This window comes from Aestuariimicrobium sp. p3-SID1156 (assembly GCF_025144225.1).
In the GTDB taxonomy this organism is placed as follows: Bacteria; Actinomycetota; Actinomycetes; order Propionibacteriales; family Propionibacteriaceae; genus Aestuariimicrobium.
Map to the genome: position 1 here is coordinate 47,653 of NZ_JALXXB010000007.1, position 18,911 is coordinate 66,563.

Here is an 18,911-nt window from a genome sequence, read left to right on the forward strand (position 1 = left end):
TCGAGGCCCGAGGCTCAGACCTCGAGCAGCTCGGCTTCCTTGCCCTTGAGCAGGTCGTCCACCTGGTCGGTGTACTTCTTGGTGAGGGCGTCCATGCTCTTCTCGGAGCGAGCCAGCTCGTCCTCGTTGATCTCCTTGTCCTTCTCCAGCTTCTTCATCTGGTCGATGGCAGTGCGACGCACGTTGCGCATGGCGACGCGGGACTCCTCAGCCTTGCCGCGGGCCATCTTGATGTATTCCTTGCGGCGCTCCTCGGTGAGGGCGGGCAGGGTCACGCGGATGACGTTGCCGTCGTTGGAGGGATTGCCACCCAGATCAGAGTCGCGAATAGCCTTCTCGATGGCGTTCATGGCCGATCGGTCGAAGGGAGTGATCATGATGGTGCGCGCCTCGGGCACCTGGAAGGTGGCCAGCTGTTGCAGCGGCGTGGGGGCCCCGTAGTAGTCAGCGGTGATCTTGTTGAGCATGGCCGGGTGGGCACGCCCGGTGCGGATCGCGGCGAACTCCTCCATGGTGTGCTCGAGGGTCGCCTTCATCTTGTTCTCGGCGTCGGCGGTGATGTCGGAGATCACGACGGGTCCTTTCGTGGGTGTGTGGTGACGCGGCCGAAGCCAGGTCCATGGGTGAGCCTAGTCGCTCGGGACGGAGGACGTCCCGCAGGCTGGGGCAAGCCGTCCCAGGGGCCGGCGGCCCCAGGACGATCTGATCAGCGATGGACGGTGGTGCCGATCTTCTCGCCGCTGACGATGCGGGAGATGATGCCCTCGGTGTTCAGGTTGAAGAAAATCATCGACAGGTCGTTGTCGCGGGCCAGGGAGATGGCGGTCGCGTCGGCCACCTTGAGGTCGCGGTTGAGGTACTCGTCGAAGGTGAGGTCGTCGAACATCTTCGCGTCCGGGTTGGTCTTCGGGTCGGAATCGAAGACACCGTCGACGCCCTGCTTGCCCATGAGCAGCACGTCGGCACCCACCTCCAGGGCTCGCTGGGCGGCGACAGTGTCGGTCGAGAAATACGGCATGCCGGAGCCGGCGCCGAAGATCACCAGGCGACCCTTCTCCATGTGGCGCTCGGCCTTGCGGGGGATGTAGGGTTCGGCGACCTGACCCATGGTGATCGCGGTCTGGACGCGGGTGGCCAGACCGGCTCGCTCACAGAAGTCCTGCAGAGCCAGGCAGTTCATGACGGTGCCCAGCATGCCCATGTAGTCGGCACGGTCGCGCTGCATCCCCTGCTGCTGGAGCTCGGCGCCTCGGAAGAAGTTGCCGCCGCCGACCACAATCGCGACCTGGGTGCCGCTGTTGACCACATCGGCGATCTGGTGGGCGATGCTGTCGACCACCTTCGGGTCCACGCCCAGCTGTCCCCCGCCGAAGACCTCACCGGAGAGCTTCAACAGGATGCGGCTGTACGGCTTGTTCATGGGTTCTCCCTGGGCTTTCGTCCGGCGATGTCTGCTGACAGAGCCTACCGCCAATGCAGCCGGGCGCGTATGGAGCGCGTCGGTCTGGGTGGGGGCAGCCCCCTCTGGCAGGTTCCATGCACCTATTGCAATGTGTGCATATGTGACTGATGATGGAGGCATGCCACTCGCCCACCAGTTGGTCTCGGCCGCAGAGCTCTTCCGAGCCCTCGGCTCGCCCGCCCGGTTGGCGATCCTCCAGGAGTTGGGGCGGGGACCACTGTCGGTCTCAGCCCTGAGCGAGAAGACCGGGATGAGCCAGCCCCTGGTCTCGCAGCATCTCCGCGTCCTGCGCAGTGCGGGGGCGGTGAGCGTTGAACATTCCGGCCGGGAACGGATCAACCAGCTCGCCGATGAGCATGTGCACCACATCGTGCAGGACACCCTGGCCCATGTGGGCCACGCCCCATCCCCCACCGACTCCATCGATCACCCAGAGGAGCACGACATGACCGACCAGACCACCCACGAAGCCGCCGAGCACACCTTTGAGGAACACACCCACGGTGAGCATTGCGGCCACGACGCCATAGAGCATGGTGACCACGTCGACTTCCTGCACGATGGCCACCGCCACGCCGCCCATGATGACCACTACGACGAGCACTGACCGGTGCCATCCCGACACGTCCCACCGGGACTCATCCGGCGAGAATCCTGAGGACTGACCACCGCAATCGCCTTCATCGCGGTGGAAACCTGCCGGCACCATGCAACGCTGAACGGCCCGGCCCCTCAGGGGGACCGGGCCGTTCGAAGCTTCAGCGACGATCAGGCAGCCGCGAAACGCACGAAGCGGATGACCTTGACGCCACCCTCCTCGAGCAGCTTGCCCACGGTCTTCTTGTCGTCGGAGACGGCCGGCTGGTCAACCAGGCAGACGTCCTTGAAGAAGCCGTTGACGCGACCCTCGATGATCTTGGGCAGGGCGCCCTCGCGCTTGCCCTCCTCACGGGCGGTGGCCTCAGCGATGCGGCGCTCGTTCTCCACGGTCTCGGCAGGAACGTCCTCGCGGCTGACGAACTGAGGGTTCATCGCGGCGATCTGCAGGGCCACTGCGTGCACCAGCTGCTCATTGTCGCCCTCGTACTCGACGAGCACACCAACCTGCGGGGGCAGGTCAGCGGCGCGACGGTGCAGGTAGACATGCGCGTCGCCCTTGGCCACGGTGGCCTGGGCCAGCTCGAGCTTCTCACCGATCTTGACGGCCAGATCGTGGACGGCGTCCTTGACCGACGCGCCGGAGGCCAGGGTGACCTCGTTGGCAGCCTCGACACCCTCGGCGCCGGCGGCGTCCACCGCAGCGGCGATCTGCTGGGCCAGGGTGACGAACTCCTCGTTCTTGGCGACGAAGTCGGTCTCCGCCCCCAGCTGGATGAGGGCCTTGCCCGAGGAGGCGACCAGGCCATTGCTGGCCTCACGGTCGGAGCGCTTGGCGGCCTTGGCCGCACCGGACACACGCAGGATCTCAACGGCCTTGTCGAAGTCGCCGTTAGCCTCGGTGAGCGCCTTCTTGGCGTCCATCATGCCGGCGCCAGTGGCGTCACGGAGCTTCTTGACATCGGCAGCAGTGATTGCCATGGGGTTCCAATCTGTGTGGAGGGTGTCTGGTTGGACGGGTGTGGCTCAGTGGGACTCGGGCTGGGCAGCCTCGGCCGCGGCGGCCTCGGGCTGGGCGGCCGGGGCGGCCTCCTCGACCTCAGCGTTCAGCTGGCCGGCCTGGGGATCCTGGGCCTCGGCCTGCGCGGGAGTCTCGACGACACCCTCGCGGTTGGTCTCGGCAGCAGCCTGCCCTGCCAGGAGGTCGCGCTCCCAGTCGGGCATGGGCTCGGCCTCGACACCGTCGCTGGACTGGCCGGAGCGGGCCAACAGGCCCTCGGCGGCGGCGTCGGCGATGATACGGGTCAGCAGCGCGACCGAGCGGATGGCGTCGTCGTTGCCCGGGATCGGGAAGTCGACCTCGTCGGGATCACAGTTGGTGTCCAGGATACCGATGACGGGGATGCGCAGCTTGCGGGCCTCGTCGACAGCCAGGTGCTCCTTCTTGGTGTCGACGATCCAGACAGCCTGCGGGACGCGGGCCATGTCACGGATGCCGCCCAGGGTGCGGTCGAGCTTCTCGGCCTCGCGCTTGAGACCCAGCAGCTCCTTCTTGGTCAAGCCGCCGGCGACGGGGTTCTCGAGATCCATGCCCTCGAGCTCCTTGAGGCGCTGGACGCGCTTGATGACGGTCTGGAAGTTGGTCAGCATTCCGCCGAGCCAGCGCTGGTTGACGTAGGGCATGCCCACGCGGGTGGCCTGCTCGGCGATGGCCTCCTGGGCCTGCTTCTTGGTGCCGACGAACAGCACCTGACCGCCGCGGGCGACGGTCTCCTTGACGAAGGCGTAGGCCTTGTCGATGTAGGTGAGCGACTGCTGCAGGTCGATGATGTAGATGCCATTGCGCTCGGTGAAAATGAAGCGCTTCATCTTGGGGTTCCAGCGACGGGTCTGGTGTCCGAAGTGGACGCCGCTCTCAAGCAGCTGGCGAGTGGTGACGACGGCCATGGCCGTTCCTCCTTGGGACGCACCCCTTGGTGCGTCGAATCGGTTCTTCGGCACCGACCATCGGTGCCGCCTGATGCAGCACGGCCGCGGAGCCGGGGTTGCCGGACCGTCCGCGTCGTTCCGGCCGGCACTGGGGCCATCCGAATGACTGCATGCGAAGTCAACCCATGGGTGTCGGGTTGCTGTCCACAGCTTAGACGCCAGACCCCCGAATCGCCACTTGAACGGGCGTCGCACTGCAAGCGCGCCTCTCCTCTCCCAGGGACGCACGGAGCTGAGTTGTCCACAGAGTGTTGTCCGTAGCGACCGAGGTGTTGTCCATGGAACGCATCACACTGTTTCGCCTCCATGATCCCGGCGTGAAGACTCGACACGTCCATCCCTCGCCGGGAACGTATCGGCGCCGGCGCTCCGCCCGCCACGCGGCGCCCCTGCTCTCGCTGCTGGCAGCAGTGGTCGCCATGATGCTGGCGGGGCTGTGGCAAACCCCCGCCGCGGTCGCGTCGTTGAGGCCGGCCTCGACCACGATCGACGAACTCCAGCTCCTGTTGCCGGTGGGGGGTGGCGTGACCCGCCCCTTCGAGCAGCCAGAGCACCGCTACGCCTCGGGGCATCGCGGGGTGGACCTGGCTGCCCCCGAGGGCAGCACAGTGCGCGCCGCAGCCGCCGGCACCGTGGGATTCCTGGGTCGCGTCGCCGGACGTCCGGTGCTGGTGGTCGAGCACGGCAACGGGATCCAGACCACCTATGAGCCGGTGATCGCCTCGGTGACCAGCGGGGACAAGGTGCAGGCCGGCCAAGCCCTCGGGGTCCTCGCCTCCGGCGGAGGCCACAGCGGCTCCCTGCACTGGGGACTGAAGGAGAAAGGGGACTACCTCGACCCCATGCTGCACCTGGCGCCCAGCCAGGCCGGTGGGGCAACGGCGCCGGGCCCCGTACGACTGCTCCCGCTCAAGGCCGAGCCCAGGCCGCTCGTGGCAGCTCTGCCACCGGACCTCGGCCTCCCGGGGCAGGGCGGCCTGCCCTCCCCCTCGGCCATCGGTGGCGGCATCCCGGTGAGTGGGCCCATCACCAGCCCTTATGGGATGCGCCTGCACCCGGTGCTCAAGGTCTGGAAGCTCCACGACGGCGTCGACTACGGGGCGCCCTGCGGCGCACCCATCCGCTCTGTCTCGGCAGGCAGGGTGGTGCTGGTGGAGAACCATGTGGCCTATGGCAAGCGCGTCATCGTCGACGCAGGAGGAGGAACTCGCTATGGCTACACCCACCTGTCGACCTTCGGAGTGTCCACCGGTCAGCAGGTGGCGGCCGGGAGCTACCTGGGCTCGGTCGGGTCGACCGGGTACTCCACCGGATGTCACCTGCACTTCATGGCCTGGCGCAATGGCCAGGTGGTGCCGCCCCCGCGATGAGGAGATCCCGCACTGAGAAGACTGTGATGCAGGACGGCGATGATGGGTTCAGGCCCGGGGATGGGCCTGGCGGAACGCCTGCCGCAGCCTCTCGCTGCTGACATGGGTGTAGATCTGCGTGGTGGCGAGCGAGGCGTGGCCCAGCATTTCCTGGACCGATCTCAGGTCTGCCCCGCCCTCGAGCAGATGGGTGGCCATCGCATGCCGCAGACCGTGCGGGCCGACATTCGGGGCTTCCGGGACGGCCTCGAGCGCGCGGTGCACGAGGCGGCGCACCACACGCTGGTCGATGCGTCCACCGCGGCTGCCCAGGAAGACCGCCGGTCCCGAGGAGTCCGTGGCCACCTCGCCGCGTCGGCCGAGCCACCTGTCCAGGGCATCCATCGCGGGGTCGCCCAGCGGAACGGACCGCTCCTTGTTGCCCTTCCCAAGGACCCGGATCGTGCCGCGCGTCCGGTCCACATCATCCACGTCGAGCCCGCAGAGTTCGGCGACCCGGACCCCCGAGCCGTAGAGGACCTCCAGGATCGCCACGTCACGCAGTCCCAGCACGCCGGCCTCGGGCTCGCCGGCGCGATCGATGGCTGCGCGGAACATCTGCGCGATGTCCTCCTGACCGACGTCGGGCGGGAGCCGCCGCGGGACCTTGGGCGAGCTCAGGGAACTGGCGATGTCACTGCCGACCAGCTGCTCGCGCACGAGCCAGCGGTAGAAGCCGCGGGCGGCCGACGTGCGCCGCTGGAGGCTCGCGGGGGCGGCGCCGGCACGATGCTGGGCTCCCAGCCAGGCGCGAAGATCTGTCAGCACCACCTCGGACCACTGGTGGCGTCCCCGGCCCACGACGAACCGGGCCAGGTCCTCGAGATCGCCGCCATAACCGCGGATGGTGTGGGAGGACCTGTCCTGTTCGAGGGAGCGCAAGAACTCCTGCAGTGGTGCTGCCAGGGCCGGGGGGATGGTCTCGGCAGGCGGTCCCGCGGGTGGCGTCGGCCCCCGTTCGGTGCCCGGGGAGTCGTTCGGATCCTGCGCCATGCCCTCCAGCATGACCCAGCTGGCGGGTCTCCCACCAGCGTCCCCGCCGCGCTCTGCTCGATCCGGGTGCACCTTCACTAGGGTTGACGCCATGAACGAGATCCTGTGGGTCGGTTGTCGCAGTGACGAATCCGGGGAGGGTGGCCTGGTGCGATTGACCGTCGACGGCACCACCATCGAGACCACCGGATCCTGGCCCCTACCAACGGTCGGTTGGTTGGAGCGGCGCGGAGACATCCTCATCGCGGCCCTCCACCTGGGTGCGTCTGCCGTGGTCGCGCTGCGACTGGACCAGGACGGTCCGCACGAGGTGAGCCGGGTGGAGATCGATGGCGCGGATGCCTGCCACATGGCCCTGGACCCCACCGGCACGCAGCTGGCGGTGGCCAACTACACCTCGGGCTCGGTGAGCCTGGTGGGCGTGGACCAGGACGGCACCCTGTCCCTGGTCGACGCGCTCGAGTTCAATGGCCATTCCGGGGCCGACCCGGAACGGCAGGACGCCCCGCATGCACACCACGTGGCCTGGCTCGACGAAATCTCACTTCTGGTCTGCGACCTGGGCGCTGACCAGGTGCGGCGACTTCGGGTTCAGGGTGGGTCTCTGGTCGAGCTCTCCCCCGTCGAATTGCCCGATGGGTTCGGCCCCCGCCATTTGGTGGTGCGCCCTGCCAGCTCCGGGGTCCAGCTGGCGATCTGCGGCGAGTTGAGCAGCCAGCTCGCCACGGTGGCGCTGGATGAGGACGGCTGGCGTGCGATCGGCATCTTCGAGGGCACCAGGGAACTCGGTGGCCTCCCGAGCGGTATCCGGCTTGACCGGGACAACCGTCTCTTCGTCGGTCAGCGCGGGGTGAACACCATCGCCTGGGCCGAGTGGCACGAGGATGGCACCATCGGCCCGGTGCAGGAATCCCCCACGCATGGCGGCGAGGTGCGCGATCTCGTCCTCCACCCCGATGCCCGCCCGGTCACCGTCTGGTCCGCGCTGGTGGGTCGCGACGCGGTGGTCGCCATGACTGAGTCGGAGGAGGGGCTGGAGATCGTCGCCGAGCACACCGTGCGCGAACCGATGGCCCTGCTGTTCGACGGAGCTGTCCGGGCCCTCCGCTAGGTTGGCCTCATGCGCCTGTTCATCACCAATGCCCACGTGGTCCCGGTGGGTTCGGAGTCGTTCGATGGCCACCTGCTGGTCGACGAGGGAGGCCACCTTGAGGCCCTCGGCACGGATCTGGCCGCCCCTGACGATGCCGAGGTCATCGATGCGGAGGGTGCCTGGCTGACCCCCGGCCTCGTCGAGGCTCACGGCCACGTCGGCATCTGGGAGGAATTCCACGGGTGGGCTGGCGATGACATCAACGAAACCAGCGAGACCATCGGCGCCCGCTTCCGCGCCCTCGACGGCATCCACCCCACCGACGAGGGTTTCCGTGATGCGCTGTCGGGTGGTGTGACGACGATCGTGGCCAAGCCCGGGTCCGCCAACCCGATCGGCGGCCAGACGGTCGCGCTCAAGTCCTGGGGGCGCATCGTGGACGAGATGGTGGTCAAGCAGCCTGCTTCGCTGAAGATGGCGCTCGGCGAGAACCCCAAGAAGTTCCACGGCGCAGACCAGAACCGTCTGCCGAAGACCCGCATGGGCGTGGCGGCGGTGATCCGCGATGCCTTCAACGGCGCCCGCAACTACAAGGAGTTCCGTGACTCCATGCGCGCCGAAGGGCGTCCGTTCACCACCGATCTGACCAACGAGACCCTCGTGCAGGTACTCGACGGACAAGTCCCGGTCAGCCAGCACTGCCACCGCGTGGATGACATCGCCACCGCGATCCGGCTGGCCGAGGAGTTCGGCTACCGACTGGTCATCAACCACGGCACCGAGGCGCACCTGATCGCCGATGTCCTGGCCGAGAAGGACCTTCCCGTGGTGATCGGTCCGCTGCTCACCAGCCGTTCCAAGCTGGAGCTGGAGAACCGTTCGATCGCCAACCCCGGTCTGCTTGCCCGGGCCGGTGTCCGGGTGGCGCTCACCACCGATGCCCCGGTGGTCCCGATCAACCTCTTGGTGGTCCAGGCCATCCTCGCCGTGAAGGAGGGCCTCGACCGGGACACCGCGCTGCGTGCCATCACACTGACTCCGGCCGAGATCATGGGCCTTGACGAGCGCGTGGGCTCGCTGGCCGTCGGCAAGGACGCCGACATGGTGCTGTGGTCCGGTGATCCGCTCGAGGTCACCAGCCGGCCGATGTCGGTCTTCATTCAGGGACGCCGCGTGTACCGCTACGACTCGGACACCCACCGGGGTGTCACCCTCGATCCCTACAGCGCGCTGGGACAGACTGTCTCGCGCCCCCACCTCGACTGTGAATGAGACCGAAGGACCACCGATGAGCGAAACCGGAAATGTGCTGCCGATCACCCGTTGGGGCGAGGACGTCATGCACGCTCCCACCAGGAGGGTGACCGACTTCGGCCCCGAACTGCAGCAGCTGGTCGCAGACATGTTCGCCACCATGGAGGCCGCCGAGGGCGTGGGCCTGGCGGGCACCCAAGTCGGCAGGGACCTGGCCATCTTCGTGTACGACTGCCCCGACGACAAGGGCGTGATGCACCGCGGCGTGGTCTGCAACCCCGAGGTCACGCTGCCGACCGGGCGAGATCGCAACCTGGACGCCTCCGAGGAGGGCTGCCTGTCCTATCCCGGCGCCTTCGCTCCCCTGGCGCGGCCTGACAAGGCGACCTGCACCGGGCAGGACGAGCACGGCAACCCCGTCACCCTCACGGGCACCGGGCTGTTCGCGCGCTGCCTGCAGCACGAGACCGACCACTGCAACGGTACCGTCTTCGGCGACCACCTCTCCAGCCGCCACCGCCGCAAGCTCGACCAGCTCCAGGCCCAGTACGGCCCCCGCTACCCCGAGGACTGGCCGGTCTCCCCCAAGCTCAGCCTCGTCGAGGCCCGCGAAGCAGGACTGGTGGACAGGGACGCCGAGGAGGACTGAGCTCGTAGAGTTTCGGGCGCATCCTCAGGCCAGCGCGTGACAGGCGATCGCGCTGGCCGAGGCCACGTTGAGCGAGTCCACCCCGCGCGCCATGGGAATCCTCACCACGACATCGGACAGCTCGAGCCAGCCATCGCTCAGGCCGGAGCCCTCGGTGCCGAGCAGGATCGCCACCTTCTCCCCAGCGAGCCGGGTGGCTGCTTCCTCGAGGCTGACCGCATCCGCTCGAAGCGCCAGGGCCACCAGCGTGAAACCAGCATCCTTGAGCGCCGCCAGATCGGCGTCCTCGGTGAGGCGAACCCACGGCAGGTCGAACACGGTGCCCATCGCGGTCTTGATCGAGCGCCGGTAGAGCGGGTCGGCACTGCGTGAGGACAGCACCACCCCGTCCCAGCCCAGCCCTGCGGCATTCCGAATGATGGCGCCCAGGTTGGTGTGGTCGACCAGGTCCTCCACCACCACAAGCCGCCTCAGCCCCAGGACGGATTCCAAAGGCAACGGTTCCGGGCGGGCGAAAGAGCCCAGCGCCCCGCGATGGACATGGAAACCGGTGACCTCTTCCGCCAATCGCTCGCTGACCATGTGGACCGGCACGTCGAGTCCCTCGACCAGGGGTCGCAGCCCCTCCCACCAGCGTGGTGCCAGCATCAGTGATCGGGGGCGGCACCCGGCGGCGAGGGCGCGTTCGATGATCTTGACGCCCTCGGCGATGAAGAGCCCGTGCTCTGCCTCGACGGCATGGCGCAACTGTGTCTCCCGCAAGCGGGTGTAGTCGGCCAGACGCGGGTCGCTGGCGTCAGTGATCTCGATGAGGGTGGGCACCCGAACAGCCTAGTGACCGTCGCCCACCTGATGACTTCGTTCGGGATCGTGTGCGCCGGGCTGGTTGTCATGCTGGGCTCGGCCCAGCTCGTCAGCTCGGGGGCGGCGCAATCAGACGCGGTGCCGCGAGCCCCGGTGCGGTTCTCCGCCTCCTGCTCGATCTGGCTGGGCCGACGATCCTGACGATCGGGCCTGGGACGAGGGGCCACCACCAGCAGCTTCCCGGGGCGTGATCGATCGGGCGTGATGGCTGGCCAGGGCGCCGCAGGCCATCAGCTGGATCTGGTGGAAGACTATCAACGGCAGGCCCACCAGCCCCAGGGCGTGGCCCGAACCGGCGAAAATCACCGCCGCCATGGGCAGGCCGGTCATCAGCGACTTCTTGGTGGCACACATCTGCGCCGCGATCTGATCAGCCCGATCCATCCCCACACGGCCCGCCGCCCACCAACTGAGCGAGAGCATGACTGCCACCAGGGCGGAAAGAATGACCACCAACGCGATCATGCGTCCGATGGTGGTCTGGGACCAGGACTGCGAGCGCATCGCCTCACTGAAGGCGGCGTAGACGATCACCACGATCGAGGCCTGGTCGACCAGCTTGAGCCGGGGGTGGCGGGTGACAAAACCCAGCGTCCAGCGCCGCAGCACCTGGCCGACCAGGTAGGGCGCCAGGATGTTGGCGGCCACCGTGAGGATCGAACTCGGATTGATGTGGACGCCCATCCCACCGATCAGCAGCATCGCCAGCAGGGGCGTCAGGAACACGCCCAGGATGTTCGACACGCTGGCGCTCACCACGGCGCCGGCCACATTGCCCCCGGCGATGGAGGTGAAGTTCACCGACGACTGGACCGTTGAGGGGCACAACGTCAGATAGAGGATCCCGAGGGCAAGCGTGGTGCCGAGCCAATCGCCCAGCAGCAGCGACAAGCCGAGTCCGACCAACGGGAAGAGCACGAAGGTGAAGCCGAACACCAACCCGTGCAGTCGCCAGTTGCGCAGGCCGTGGAGGGTGTCGACGGGGCTCAGGCGTGTGCCGTACAGGAAGAACAGCAGCCCGATCAGGATCGTGCCCAGCCAGTCGACGGCGGGAATGGCCCATCCGCGGGCCGGGACGATGGAACCGATGACGGCGGCCACGATGATCGCGGTCAGGAAACCGTCGATCCGCAGCCGCCGCCACCAGGGAGCCCGGGGCCCGGGCTGGGCGCTCACGCCCTCAGGAGCCAAGAGGACCCTGCTGATCGGGGTGGGTGGGCTGATGGGGCTGGTTCGAGTAGGGCTGACCGTAGGGCTGGGCGCCGTAGTGCCCGGGCTGGCCCTGCCCCATCGGCTGCTGGCCGTAGCTCGGGGAGTCCTGCTGGGGCTGGGCGGGCTGGGGCTGGGCGGGCTGACCCTGGACCGGCTGGCGGCTGGTCTCCGGCTCGTCGTCGGTCTTGCCGGCGGTCAGGGCACCGGCCTGGAAGGGCGAGGTGCGGGTGGGGTTCTCCAGCTGGCGTGCCTCGGCGATGGCCTTCTCGACGGTCGCGTCCGAGGCAGCCTTCTCCTGTTCCTTCTGCGCCTCGATCTCGGCCATCACGTCGACCTTTTCCGGCGCGGTGAAGGTTCCTTCCGCAGCCGCAGGAGCCGCCTTGGGAGCGGTCACGGATTCACCACCCATGACCTGCCCGAGCCCCTTGAGGGCATCGTTCAGCTCGCTGGGCACGATCCACATCTTGTTGGAGTCACCCTTGGCCAGCGTGGGCAGCATCTGCAGGTACTGGTAGGCCAGCAGGCCCTGGGTGGGCTGGCCGGCGTGGATCGCGTTGAAGACGGTGGAGATGGCCTGGGCCTCGCCCTCTGCGCGGAGCATCTGGGCCTGGCGATCGGCCTGGGCGCGCAGCACCATGGCCTCGCGTTCACCCTGCGCCCTCAGGATCGCCGACTCGCGATCACCACCGGCCGACAGGATCTGCGACTGGCGCTGGCCCTCGGCCAGGAGCACCTGGGCACGCTTCTCGCGCTCGGCACGCGCACCCTTCTCCATCGCGTCACGGATGGTGGGCGGCGGCTCGATACCGCGCAGCTCGACGCGGTTGACCTTGATGCCCCACTTGCCGGTGGCCTCGTCCAGCACGGCGCGCAGGCGCTGGTTGATCTCCTCACGGGAGGTCAGGGCCGCCTCCAGGTCCATGCCGCCGATGATGTTGCGCAGGGTGGTCATCGTCAGCTGCTCGATGGCGGCCCGATAGCTCTGCGCCTCATAGGCGGCTCGGACCGGGTCGACGATCTGGAAGTAGATGACCGAGTCGATGCTCACCATCAGGTTGTCCTGGGTGATCACGCCCTGCGGCGGGAAGGGCTGCACCTGCTCGCGCATGTCCAGCTTGTAGGCGACGCGATCAAGAATCGGGACGACCAGGTGGGGGCCGGGGTCAAGCTTCTTGCGGAACTTGCCCAGCCGCTCGATCAGTCCGACCTGCTGGGTGTGGATGATCTTGACCGCCTGGGCCAGGAACACCACCACCGCCACGATCAGGACGCCAATGAGGATGAGGTCCATGCGTCGTTCTCCTTGCTCCGTTGACGCTGGTGGCGTGGGAACCCACCACCGGTTGCGCTTGTCCCGTTCACCCTACTCAGGCCCGGGTGCAGGACCCAACCAGGGCACGGCTGTCAGCGTCCGCCCGGGGGTTCAAGGCTCGGGAAGCCAGGCCCCTCGGCCGACCGCATGGAGGGGTAGACCTTCAGGGTGGTGCCGTCGACCTCCTGCACCTCGACCTTCTGGCCCACCAGGACCCGACCCGGCATGACCAGCTGGGCGTTCCAGGTGAGGCCATCAACCTTGACCTCTCCACCGTCCTGGGTGATCTCCGCGGTGGCGACCCCTTCGCTGCCGACCAGCGTCTCGAAGGAACCGCGATAGCTGGGGGCATTTCGCACCTTGGCCAGCAGCGTGGGGCGCAGTACGAACAGCAGCAGGACGGCCGAGACCAGGGCCACGATGATCTGGAGCATGACCATGCCCGGGAAGATGAGCGCCGTCACCCCACCGGCCGCAGCACCACCGGCCAGCATCAGCAAGGTGAAGTCGAGGGTTAACATCTCGGCGGCACCCAGCACGAGGGCCAGGCTCATCCAGGCCGACCACGGGTGGCCCCTCAGGTAGTCGAAGATTTCCATGATCGACTACTCCCTGGTTTCCAGCGCATGCCGACGTCGCGTTGCGCGAGCGGTCCAGCGGCCATCCTCATGGCGCACCGACAACGGCAGGGAGAAGGTCTCAGTGAGGTTCTCGTCGGTGAGCACCTCCTCGATCGGCCCCGCAGCAGTCATCCGCCCCTCCTTGAGCAGGAGCGCATGGGTGATGCCCTCAGGAATCTCCTCGACATGGTGCGTGACCAGGACAGTCGCCGGGGCGTACGGATCCAGACAGAGTTCCGACAGCGTGTCCACCAGTGCCTCGCGACCGGTCAGGTCCAGCCCGGCGGCCGGCTCATCCAGGAGCAGCAGCTCCGGGTCGGTCATCAGGGCACGGGCAATCTGGACACGCTTGCGCTCCCCCTCCGACAGGGTGCCGAAGGTGCGGTTCCGCAGGTGGTCGACGCGCAGCTGCTCCAGCAGCTCGGTGGCGCGTTCGGAGTCCATGCGGTCGTACTCCTCGCGCCAGCGGCCCATCACCGCATAGCTGGCCGACATCACCACGTCATCGACGCGTTCCCCGCGCGGGATCCGATCAGCGATGGCCGCCGAGGACACACCGATCCGGGGTCGCAGCTCGAACACGTCGGTCGCACCCAGCACCTCGTCCAGCAAACCGGCCACACCGGCTGTGGGGTGGAGCTGCGCGGCCACGACCTGAAGCAGGGTCGTCTTGCCTGCGCCGTTGGGGCCGATGATGACCCAGCGCTCGTCCTCGTTGACGGTCCAGGTGATGTCATCCAGCAGTTTGGCGCCACCGCGCACGACGTCGACACCGGCCAGGTCCACCACTGCACTCATGGTCCCAACCTACCCGACGCCGCTCCTCCACCAGCGGTGGGACGCCCCGAGCTCGCGTGCATCGGGTCCCTGCTCCCGGCTCCCGTCGGCGTTGGGTGGGGCTCCTAGTCTGGTGCGGTGGAACTGAGCATGCTGCAGCTGACGGCGACTCTCAATGCCATGGACGCCGGCGCCGTCAATCCGGCCGAGGCCGAGGATGCCCTGCGTGGCCCCGAGGGCGAACTCTTCGCCTGGGTGAAGGATCCTGATCGGTTGATGGGCATGTCCCATCGGCTCACCCTGCGCATCGGCATGGCGCAGGTGCCGCGACGCTTCCCCGGCCCATGGATGGTGGCGGTGGTGGCACCCGGACGCCTCACCGGGCTGCGCGGGCCGGCTGAGCTCACCAGGGCCGCACTCTCAGCCCAGGAGGACCCGGCCCTGGGTGCTGTGGCCGTGGCGGTCCGGCAGGCCGGCACCCTCGCCTGGACACCGGCGCTCGAGCCCGAGATGGGCGTCGGGGCCATCGACGCCGGCGGCCTGGACGACGAGGATCACCTGGTTCCGGTCCTGCGGCTACGGCATGCTGAGCGACCGCTGCCGCCGGCGACCCCCTCGGAGGCGGCGCATGCCCTCACCGCCGCGATGAACCGGGCCGCGGGCGCGCTGCAGGCGTCCGGGTTCACCAGTGGGCAACGGCCGGGGGCCACGGGCACCGTGCGGCTGGGCCCGGCCTATGGGCCGGCGAACCAGCGACTGCTGGACCAGGCGCTCACCATGCTGGCGGTCGTGGCAGCGGGCCAGGAACAGAACGGGGAGCTGCCACACTCCCATGCGATTGCGACGCGTGCTGCGGCACTCGCGCCCCTGCGCACCGCAGCTCTGGACGCCGTGTCCGCAGCCGTGTCCTGGCCCACACACGCCATGCAGTAGGCGCTCTGTTCAGGCGCCGGTGCTGTGCAGGCCGCCATCAACGTGGACGACCTCGCCGGTGGTGGCGGGAAACCAGTCCGAGAGCAGCGCCACGACGGCCTTGGCCGACGGCCCGGCGTCCTGCTGGTCCCAGCCCAACGGGGCGCGTCCCTCCCAGATGCCGTCGAAGGCCTCTGCACCAGGAATCGCATTCTTGGCAATCGTGGACAGCGGCCCTGCCGAGACGATGTTCGAGCGGATGCCCTCCGGACCGAGGTAGCGGGCCAAGTAGCGCGAGGTCGACTCCAGCGCCGACTTCGCCACACCCATCCAGTCGTAGGAGGGCCAACTCACGGTGGCGTCGAAGGTCAGCCCCACCACTGCGCTGCCGGGGGGCATGAGCTCCTTGACCGCCATCGTCATGCTCGTCAGGGAATACGCCGAGACGTTGAGCGCGGTCGCCACGTCCTCAAAGGGAGTGGTCAGGAACTTGCCGCCCAAGGCGGTCTCGGGGTTGGCGAAGGCGACCGAGTGAACGACGCCGTGCAGCTGGTCGACATGCTGGCGGACCTGGTCGGCCAGGCCGGCGAGGTGCTCGGTGTTGGTGACGTCCAGCTCCAGCACCGGGGGAACCGGGTCGAGCTTCTGCACCACGCGGTGGGTCAGCCGCAGTGCGCGTCCGAAGTTGCTCACCAGGACCGTGGCGCCCTCTTCCTGGGCGATGCGGGCGACCTCGTAGGCGATCGAGGTGTGATGGGTGACGCCTGCCACCAGGATGTTCTTGCCTTCGAGGATTCCCATGGTCCGTCCGTATTCGCTGGTTGTGGTTCGCTGGATCGCTGGTGAGTTGGTGGTCAGGTGGTGATCAGTGGCCCATGCCCAGGCCGCCATCGACCGGGATGACCGCGCCGGTGATGTAGCCGGCCTCGGCCAGGAAACCCACGGCCTGCGCGACGTCCTTGGTCTGGCCCAGGCGTCCAGCAGGGATGCGCTCCTGGTAGCCCCTGATGGTGTCCTCGGGCAGCGCAGCGGTCATGTCGGTCTCGATGAATCCGGGAGCCACCACATTGCAGGTGATCCCGCGGCCGCCGAGCTCGCGGCTGACCGAACGGGCGATGCCCACCAGGCCGGCCTTGGAGGCGGCGTAGTTCACCTGTCCGGGTGACCCGAGCAGGGCAACCACCGAGGAGATCAGCACGATGCGCCCGTAGCGCTGCTTCATCATGGCGCGGGTCGCGCGCTTCACCACACGGAAGGTGCCAGTCAGGTTGGTGTCGATGACCTGGCTGAAGGCGTCCTCGTCCATGCGCATCAGCAGGGTGTCCCTGGTGATGCCGGCATTGGCGACCAGCACCTCGACCGGGCCGAGTTCCTTCTCCACGGCGGTGAAGGCCTGGTCGACCTGGTCGGTGTCGGTGATGTCGCACTGAACGCCCAGCACTCCCTCGGGCACGTCACCGGAACGGAAGGTGCCCGCCACGCGGTAGCCCCGGTCGCGAAGGTGCTCCGCGATGGTCCGTCCGATGCCCTTGTTGGCACCGGTCACCAGAGCCACCCGGCCCGGTGCCTCGGTCTGGTCAGCGTTCTGGGGCGTCTCGGTCACAGATGGGAACCTATCGAAAGGGTGAGGCAGCCTCAACGTGCGTCCGCACAGCGTTTGCCATGTGTCTCTGTGGGGTTCGGTGCATGTCGCTGCCCCCGCCGTGGGACCCCACCGGTTCGGCGGGCCACAGCCCTGACCGGCAGGCGTACAGTGGATGAGTGCCCAGCCTGATCCATGACCCCGAGAGTGGCTACCGCCGCTCCTCGGAGCGCGTCGTGACGATCACCCAGGTCCCCGAGAGCCGCTCGGAGGACAGCGCCCGGCGCAATCGCAACTACATCATTGCGATGGGCATCCGTACCGCCTGCTTCCTGTCCCTGTTCCTCGTCCCCGGCGTCTGGCGCCTGCTGCCGCTGGCGGGCGCGGTGGTGCTACCAGTGCTGGCGGTGATGTTCGCCAACGCCATCGACCTGAAGCGCCCCGATCCGGTGCTGTTCGACGAGGACCCCATCCTTGCCCTGCCCGCTGGGGAGATCATCAAGGGCGAGGTCGTCGAGGAGCACCAGTGATGTCCGCAAGTAGGGTCGAGGCGTGAAGAAGCTGTGGATCCGTTGGGTGGCACTGCTGCTCGTCGTGGCGGCGCTCGGAGCCGTCTTCATTCGGCTCGGTGAATGGCAGTTGCATCGGCTGGACCAGCGCCGGGAGCGCAACGCGTCCGCCGTGGCGCACCAGCAGCAGCCGGTCAAGCCCTGGGCCGAGGTGATGGACAAGCCCATCACCGAGACCGACCAGTGGCAGCGCGTCCGGGCCCGCGGCACCTTCCTGGCCGACGAGCAGCTGGAGGTCCGCTACCGCAAGGTTGGCGACCAGCAGGGCAGCGAATGGGTGGTGCCCTTCAAGACCGTTGACGGCAGGACGGTCCTGGTGAACCGCGGGCTCACCGCCAAGCAGGAGGGTACGGTTCCTCCCCCTGCTGCGGTCCCGAGCGGTGAGGTCGAGCTCACCGGCTACGTGCGCCGCAACGAGAAGGGGAGGCTGAACGCCACCAAGCCTGTGCAGGGGTCTGTGCGACTCATCAACTCCCATGAGATCTCCAAGGAGCTGGGTGAGCCGCTGGCCGATGGGTACATCCAGCTGATCTCCTCCACCCCTGACGCGGCGAAGGGTCTCACCCTGATCGGGCCCCCAGAGCTCACCGAGGGGCCGCACTTCTCCTACGCGATCCAGTGGTTCATCTTCACGGTCATCGCCGCGGCCGGGGCGCTGCTGTTGATCCGGGCCGACCTGCGCGATCGCCGCAAGCGTCGTGCTCGTGCCGGCACCCCGATCCTGCCGGTGTCCGGTGCCACTCGTGCGGACGCCGCCACCAGCGCTGGGACCGAGTCCTCACCCCGCGAACCGTGAGCGGCTTCGACTGGCTGCTGTGCCCCCAGTGCGGCGACGGTCTGGTCGTCGAGGACCGGGCCGCCCGTTGCGACCGTGGCCACAGCGTCGACCGCGCCCGACAGGGCTACCTGAACCTGCTCGGCCGGGCCCAGGGAGCCAATGCCGACACCCCCGACATGGTCGCCCGCCGTCACGCCTTCTTGTCCTCAGGCCACTACTCCCCCATCGCGGACGCCGTCTCGCAGCGCTCCAGCGGCTCCGCTGCGGTGGTGGAGGTCGGCGCCGGGACCGGTTGGTACCTGGCCCGGGTCCTCGACGCGCTGCCGAGCGCCGAAGGTCTCGGCGTCGATGTCTCCGTGGCGGCGGCCAGGCGCCTGGCGAAATGCCACCCGCGAGCCCGCGCCATCGTGGCGGACGCCTGGCAGCCGCTGCCCATCGCGTCCGCTGTCGCCGACGTGATGCTGTCGATCTTCGCACCGCGCAACCCCGAGGATTTCGCCCGGGTCCTGGGGCCCAAGGGGCGTCTGGTGGTGGTGACCCCACGCGCCGACCACCTCCGGGAGGCCCGGGAGCGGTTCGGGCTGCTCGGCATCGAGGCGGACAAGCAGCAGCGGCTGGCCTCCACCCTTGGCCCCTGGTTCACCGAGACCGAGGCCGAGGACCTTGACGTCCCCATGGTGTTGGCGCCGGGGGAGCTGGTCAATCTGGTCGGGATGGGGCCCAATGCCTTCCACGACCATTCAGCCGACGTGCAGGAGCCCTTCGAGGTCACCGCGCGGGTGCGGATCAGCAGCTGGCAGAAGCGCTGACGCCCCCGGCCACACAAAGAGCTGGCGCAC

21 protein-coding genes are annotated in these 18,911 nt (G+C 68.2%); 9 read left to right on the forward strand and 12 right to left on the reverse strand.

Going from position 1 to position 18,911, the window contains the following annotated elements; genetic code table 11:
• Nucleotides 1-14: 14 nt before the first annotated feature.
• Nucleotides 15-569, reverse strand: coding sequence for a ribosome recycling factor (gene frr / locus M3G03_RS09090; RefSeq protein ID WP_259809438.1), 555 nt, complete (start codon nt 567-569; stop codon nt 15-17).
• A gap of 137 nt (nt 570-706) precedes the next feature.
• A complete protein-coding gene (pyrH, locus tag M3G03_RS09095; protein WP_259809381.1) occupies nt 707-1,420 on the reverse strand; it encodes a UMP kinase in 714 nt (237 codons plus the stop codon).
• Between the two features lie 160 nt (nt 1,421-1,580).
• On the opposite strand from pyrH, the gene M3G03_RS09100 reads away from it, so the two are divergent.
• The gene (locus tag M3G03_RS09100) at nt 1,581-2,069 is read left to right on the forward strand and encodes a helix-turn-helix transcriptional regulator (protein WP_259809382.1); all 489 of its coding nucleotides are present in this window, start codon (nt 1,581-1,583) and stop codon (nt 2,067-2,069) included.
• Nucleotides 2,070-2,230: 161 nt separating this feature from the next.
• Here M3G03_RS09100 and tsf read toward each other — a convergent pair whose 3' ends face one another.
• The gene (gene tsf, locus M3G03_RS09105; protein ID WP_259809383.1) at nt 2,231-3,040 is read right to left on the reverse strand and encodes a translation elongation factor Ts; all 810 of its coding nucleotides are present in this window, start codon (nt 3,038-3,040) and stop codon (nt 2,231-2,233) included.
• A 45-nt stretch (nt 3,041-3,085) separates the two neighbouring features.
• A complete protein-coding gene (rpsB, locus tag M3G03_RS09110; RefSeq protein WP_259809384.1) occupies nt 3,086-4,006 on the reverse strand; it encodes a 30S ribosomal protein S2 in 921 nt (306 codons plus the stop codon).
• Between the two features lie 320 nt (nt 4,007-4,326).
• Between rpsB and M3G03_RS09115 the strand changes: the two genes are divergently transcribed.
• Nucleotides 4,327-5,418 (forward strand): peptidoglycan DD-metalloendopeptidase family protein, encoded by a 1,092-nt coding sequence (locus tag M3G03_RS09115; RefSeq protein ID WP_259809385.1) that lies wholly within the window; start codon nt 4,327-4,329, stop codon nt 5,416-5,418.
• A 48-nt stretch (nt 5,419-5,466) separates the two neighbouring features.
• On the opposite strand, the gene M3G03_RS09120 is transcribed toward M3G03_RS09115, so the two are convergent.
• Complete coding sequence (locus tag M3G03_RS09120; RefSeq protein ID WP_396121933.1) at nt 5,467-6,450, reverse strand: tyrosine recombinase XerC; 984 nt, start codon at nt 6,448-6,450, stop codon at nt 5,467-5,469.
• Between the two features lie 91 nt (nt 6,451-6,541).
• Here M3G03_RS09120 and M3G03_RS09125 point away from each other — a divergent pair, with 91 nt between their 5' ends.
• From M3G03_RS09125 to def, 3 genes are read left to right on the forward strand one after another with little or no spacing between them, the layout of a single operon-like run.
• Nucleotides 6,542-7,561, forward strand: a complete 1,020-nt coding sequence (locus tag M3G03_RS09125; RefSeq protein WP_259809387.1) for a lactonase family protein — start codon at nt 6,542-6,544, stop codon at nt 7,559-7,561.
• Nucleotides 7,562-7,570: 9 nt separating this feature from the next.
• Entirely contained in the window at nt 7,571-8,815 is a 1,245-nt protein-coding gene (locus tag M3G03_RS09130) for an amidohydrolase (RefSeq protein ID WP_259809388.1), read from the forward strand.
• Between the two features lie 16 nt (nt 8,816-8,831).
• Nucleotides 8,832-9,446: a peptide deformylase gene (gene def, locus M3G03_RS09135; RefSeq protein WP_259809389.1), complete on the forward strand. Its 615-nt coding sequence runs from the start codon at nt 8,832-8,834 to the stop codon at nt 9,444-9,446.
• A 24-nt stretch (nt 9,447-9,470) separates the two neighbouring features.
• Here the strand turns inward: def and M3G03_RS09140 are convergent, their stop codons facing one another.
• The 5 genes from M3G03_RS09140 to M3G03_RS09160 form a co-directional block, all read right to left on the reverse strand.
• On the reverse strand, nt 9,471-10,268 hold the full coding sequence (locus M3G03_RS09140; RefSeq protein ID WP_259809390.1) for an RNA methyltransferase: 798 nt from the start codon (nt 10,266-10,268) through the stop codon (nt 9,471-9,473).
• A gap of 111 nt (nt 10,269-10,379) precedes the next feature.
• Nucleotides 10,380-11,486 carry a bile acid:sodium symporter family protein gene (locus tag M3G03_RS09145; RefSeq protein WP_259809391.1) on the reverse strand — a complete coding sequence of 369 codons (1,107 nt, stop codon included), beginning with the start codon at nt 11,484-11,486 and terminating at the stop codon, nt 10,380-10,382.
• A 4-nt stretch (nt 11,487-11,490) separates the two neighbouring features.
• Entirely contained in the window at nt 11,491-12,813 is a 1,323-nt protein-coding gene (locus tag M3G03_RS09150) for an SPFH domain-containing protein (RefSeq protein WP_396121931.1), read from the reverse strand.
• A 113-nt stretch (nt 12,814-12,926) separates the two neighbouring features.
• A complete protein-coding gene (locus tag M3G03_RS09155) occupies nt 12,927-13,433 on the reverse strand; it encodes an NfeD family protein (RefSeq protein ID WP_396121932.1) in 507 nt (168 codons plus the stop codon).
• A 6-nt stretch (nt 13,434-13,439) separates the two neighbouring features.
• A complete protein-coding gene (locus M3G03_RS09160; protein WP_259809392.1) occupies nt 13,440-14,252 on the reverse strand; it encodes an ABC transporter ATP-binding protein in 813 nt (270 codons plus the stop codon).
• 117 nt (nt 14,253-14,369) lie between these two features.
• Here M3G03_RS09160 and M3G03_RS09165 point away from each other — a divergent pair, with 117 nt between their 5' ends.
• Complete coding sequence (locus M3G03_RS09165; protein WP_259809393.1) at nt 14,370-15,164, forward strand: hypothetical protein; 795 nt, start codon at nt 14,370-14,372, stop codon at nt 15,162-15,164.
• Between the two features lie 9 nt (nt 15,165-15,173).
• Here M3G03_RS09165 and fabI read toward each other — a convergent pair whose 3' ends face one another.
• Nucleotides 15,174-15,944 (reverse strand): enoyl-ACP reductase FabI, encoded by a 771-nt coding sequence (gene fabI / locus M3G03_RS09170; protein ID WP_259809394.1) that lies wholly within the window; start codon nt 15,942-15,944, stop codon nt 15,174-15,176.
• 64 nt (nt 15,945-16,008) lie between these two features.
• Entirely contained in the window at nt 16,009-16,746 is a 738-nt protein-coding gene (gene fabG, locus M3G03_RS09175; protein ID WP_259809395.1) for a 3-oxoacyl-ACP reductase FabG, read from the reverse strand.
• Between the two features lie 158 nt (nt 16,747-16,904).
• Here fabG and M3G03_RS09180 point away from each other — a divergent pair, with 158 nt between their 5' ends.
• Genes M3G03_RS09180 through M3G03_RS09190 form a run of 3 tightly spaced genes read left to right on the forward strand, consistent with a single transcriptional unit; the run spans nt 16,905 to nt 18,881 of the window.
• Nucleotides 16,905-17,255 carry a DUF3099 domain-containing protein gene (locus M3G03_RS09180; protein ID WP_259809396.1) on the forward strand — a complete coding sequence of 117 codons (351 nt, stop codon included), beginning with the start codon at nt 16,905-16,907 and terminating at the stop codon, nt 17,253-17,255.
• 22 nt (nt 17,256-17,277) lie between these two features.
• Nucleotides 17,278-18,090, forward strand: a complete 813-nt coding sequence (locus tag M3G03_RS09185) for an SURF1 family protein (protein WP_259809397.1) — start codon at nt 17,278-17,280, stop codon at nt 18,088-18,090.
• On the forward strand, nt 18,087-18,881 hold the full coding sequence (locus tag M3G03_RS09190) for a putative RNA methyltransferase (RefSeq protein ID WP_259809398.1): 795 nt from the start codon (nt 18,087-18,089) through the stop codon (nt 18,879-18,881). The genes M3G03_RS09185 and M3G03_RS09190 overlap by 4 nt, the downstream gene beginning before the upstream one ends.
• The last annotated feature ends 30 nt before the right edge of the window (nt 18,882-18,911 follow it).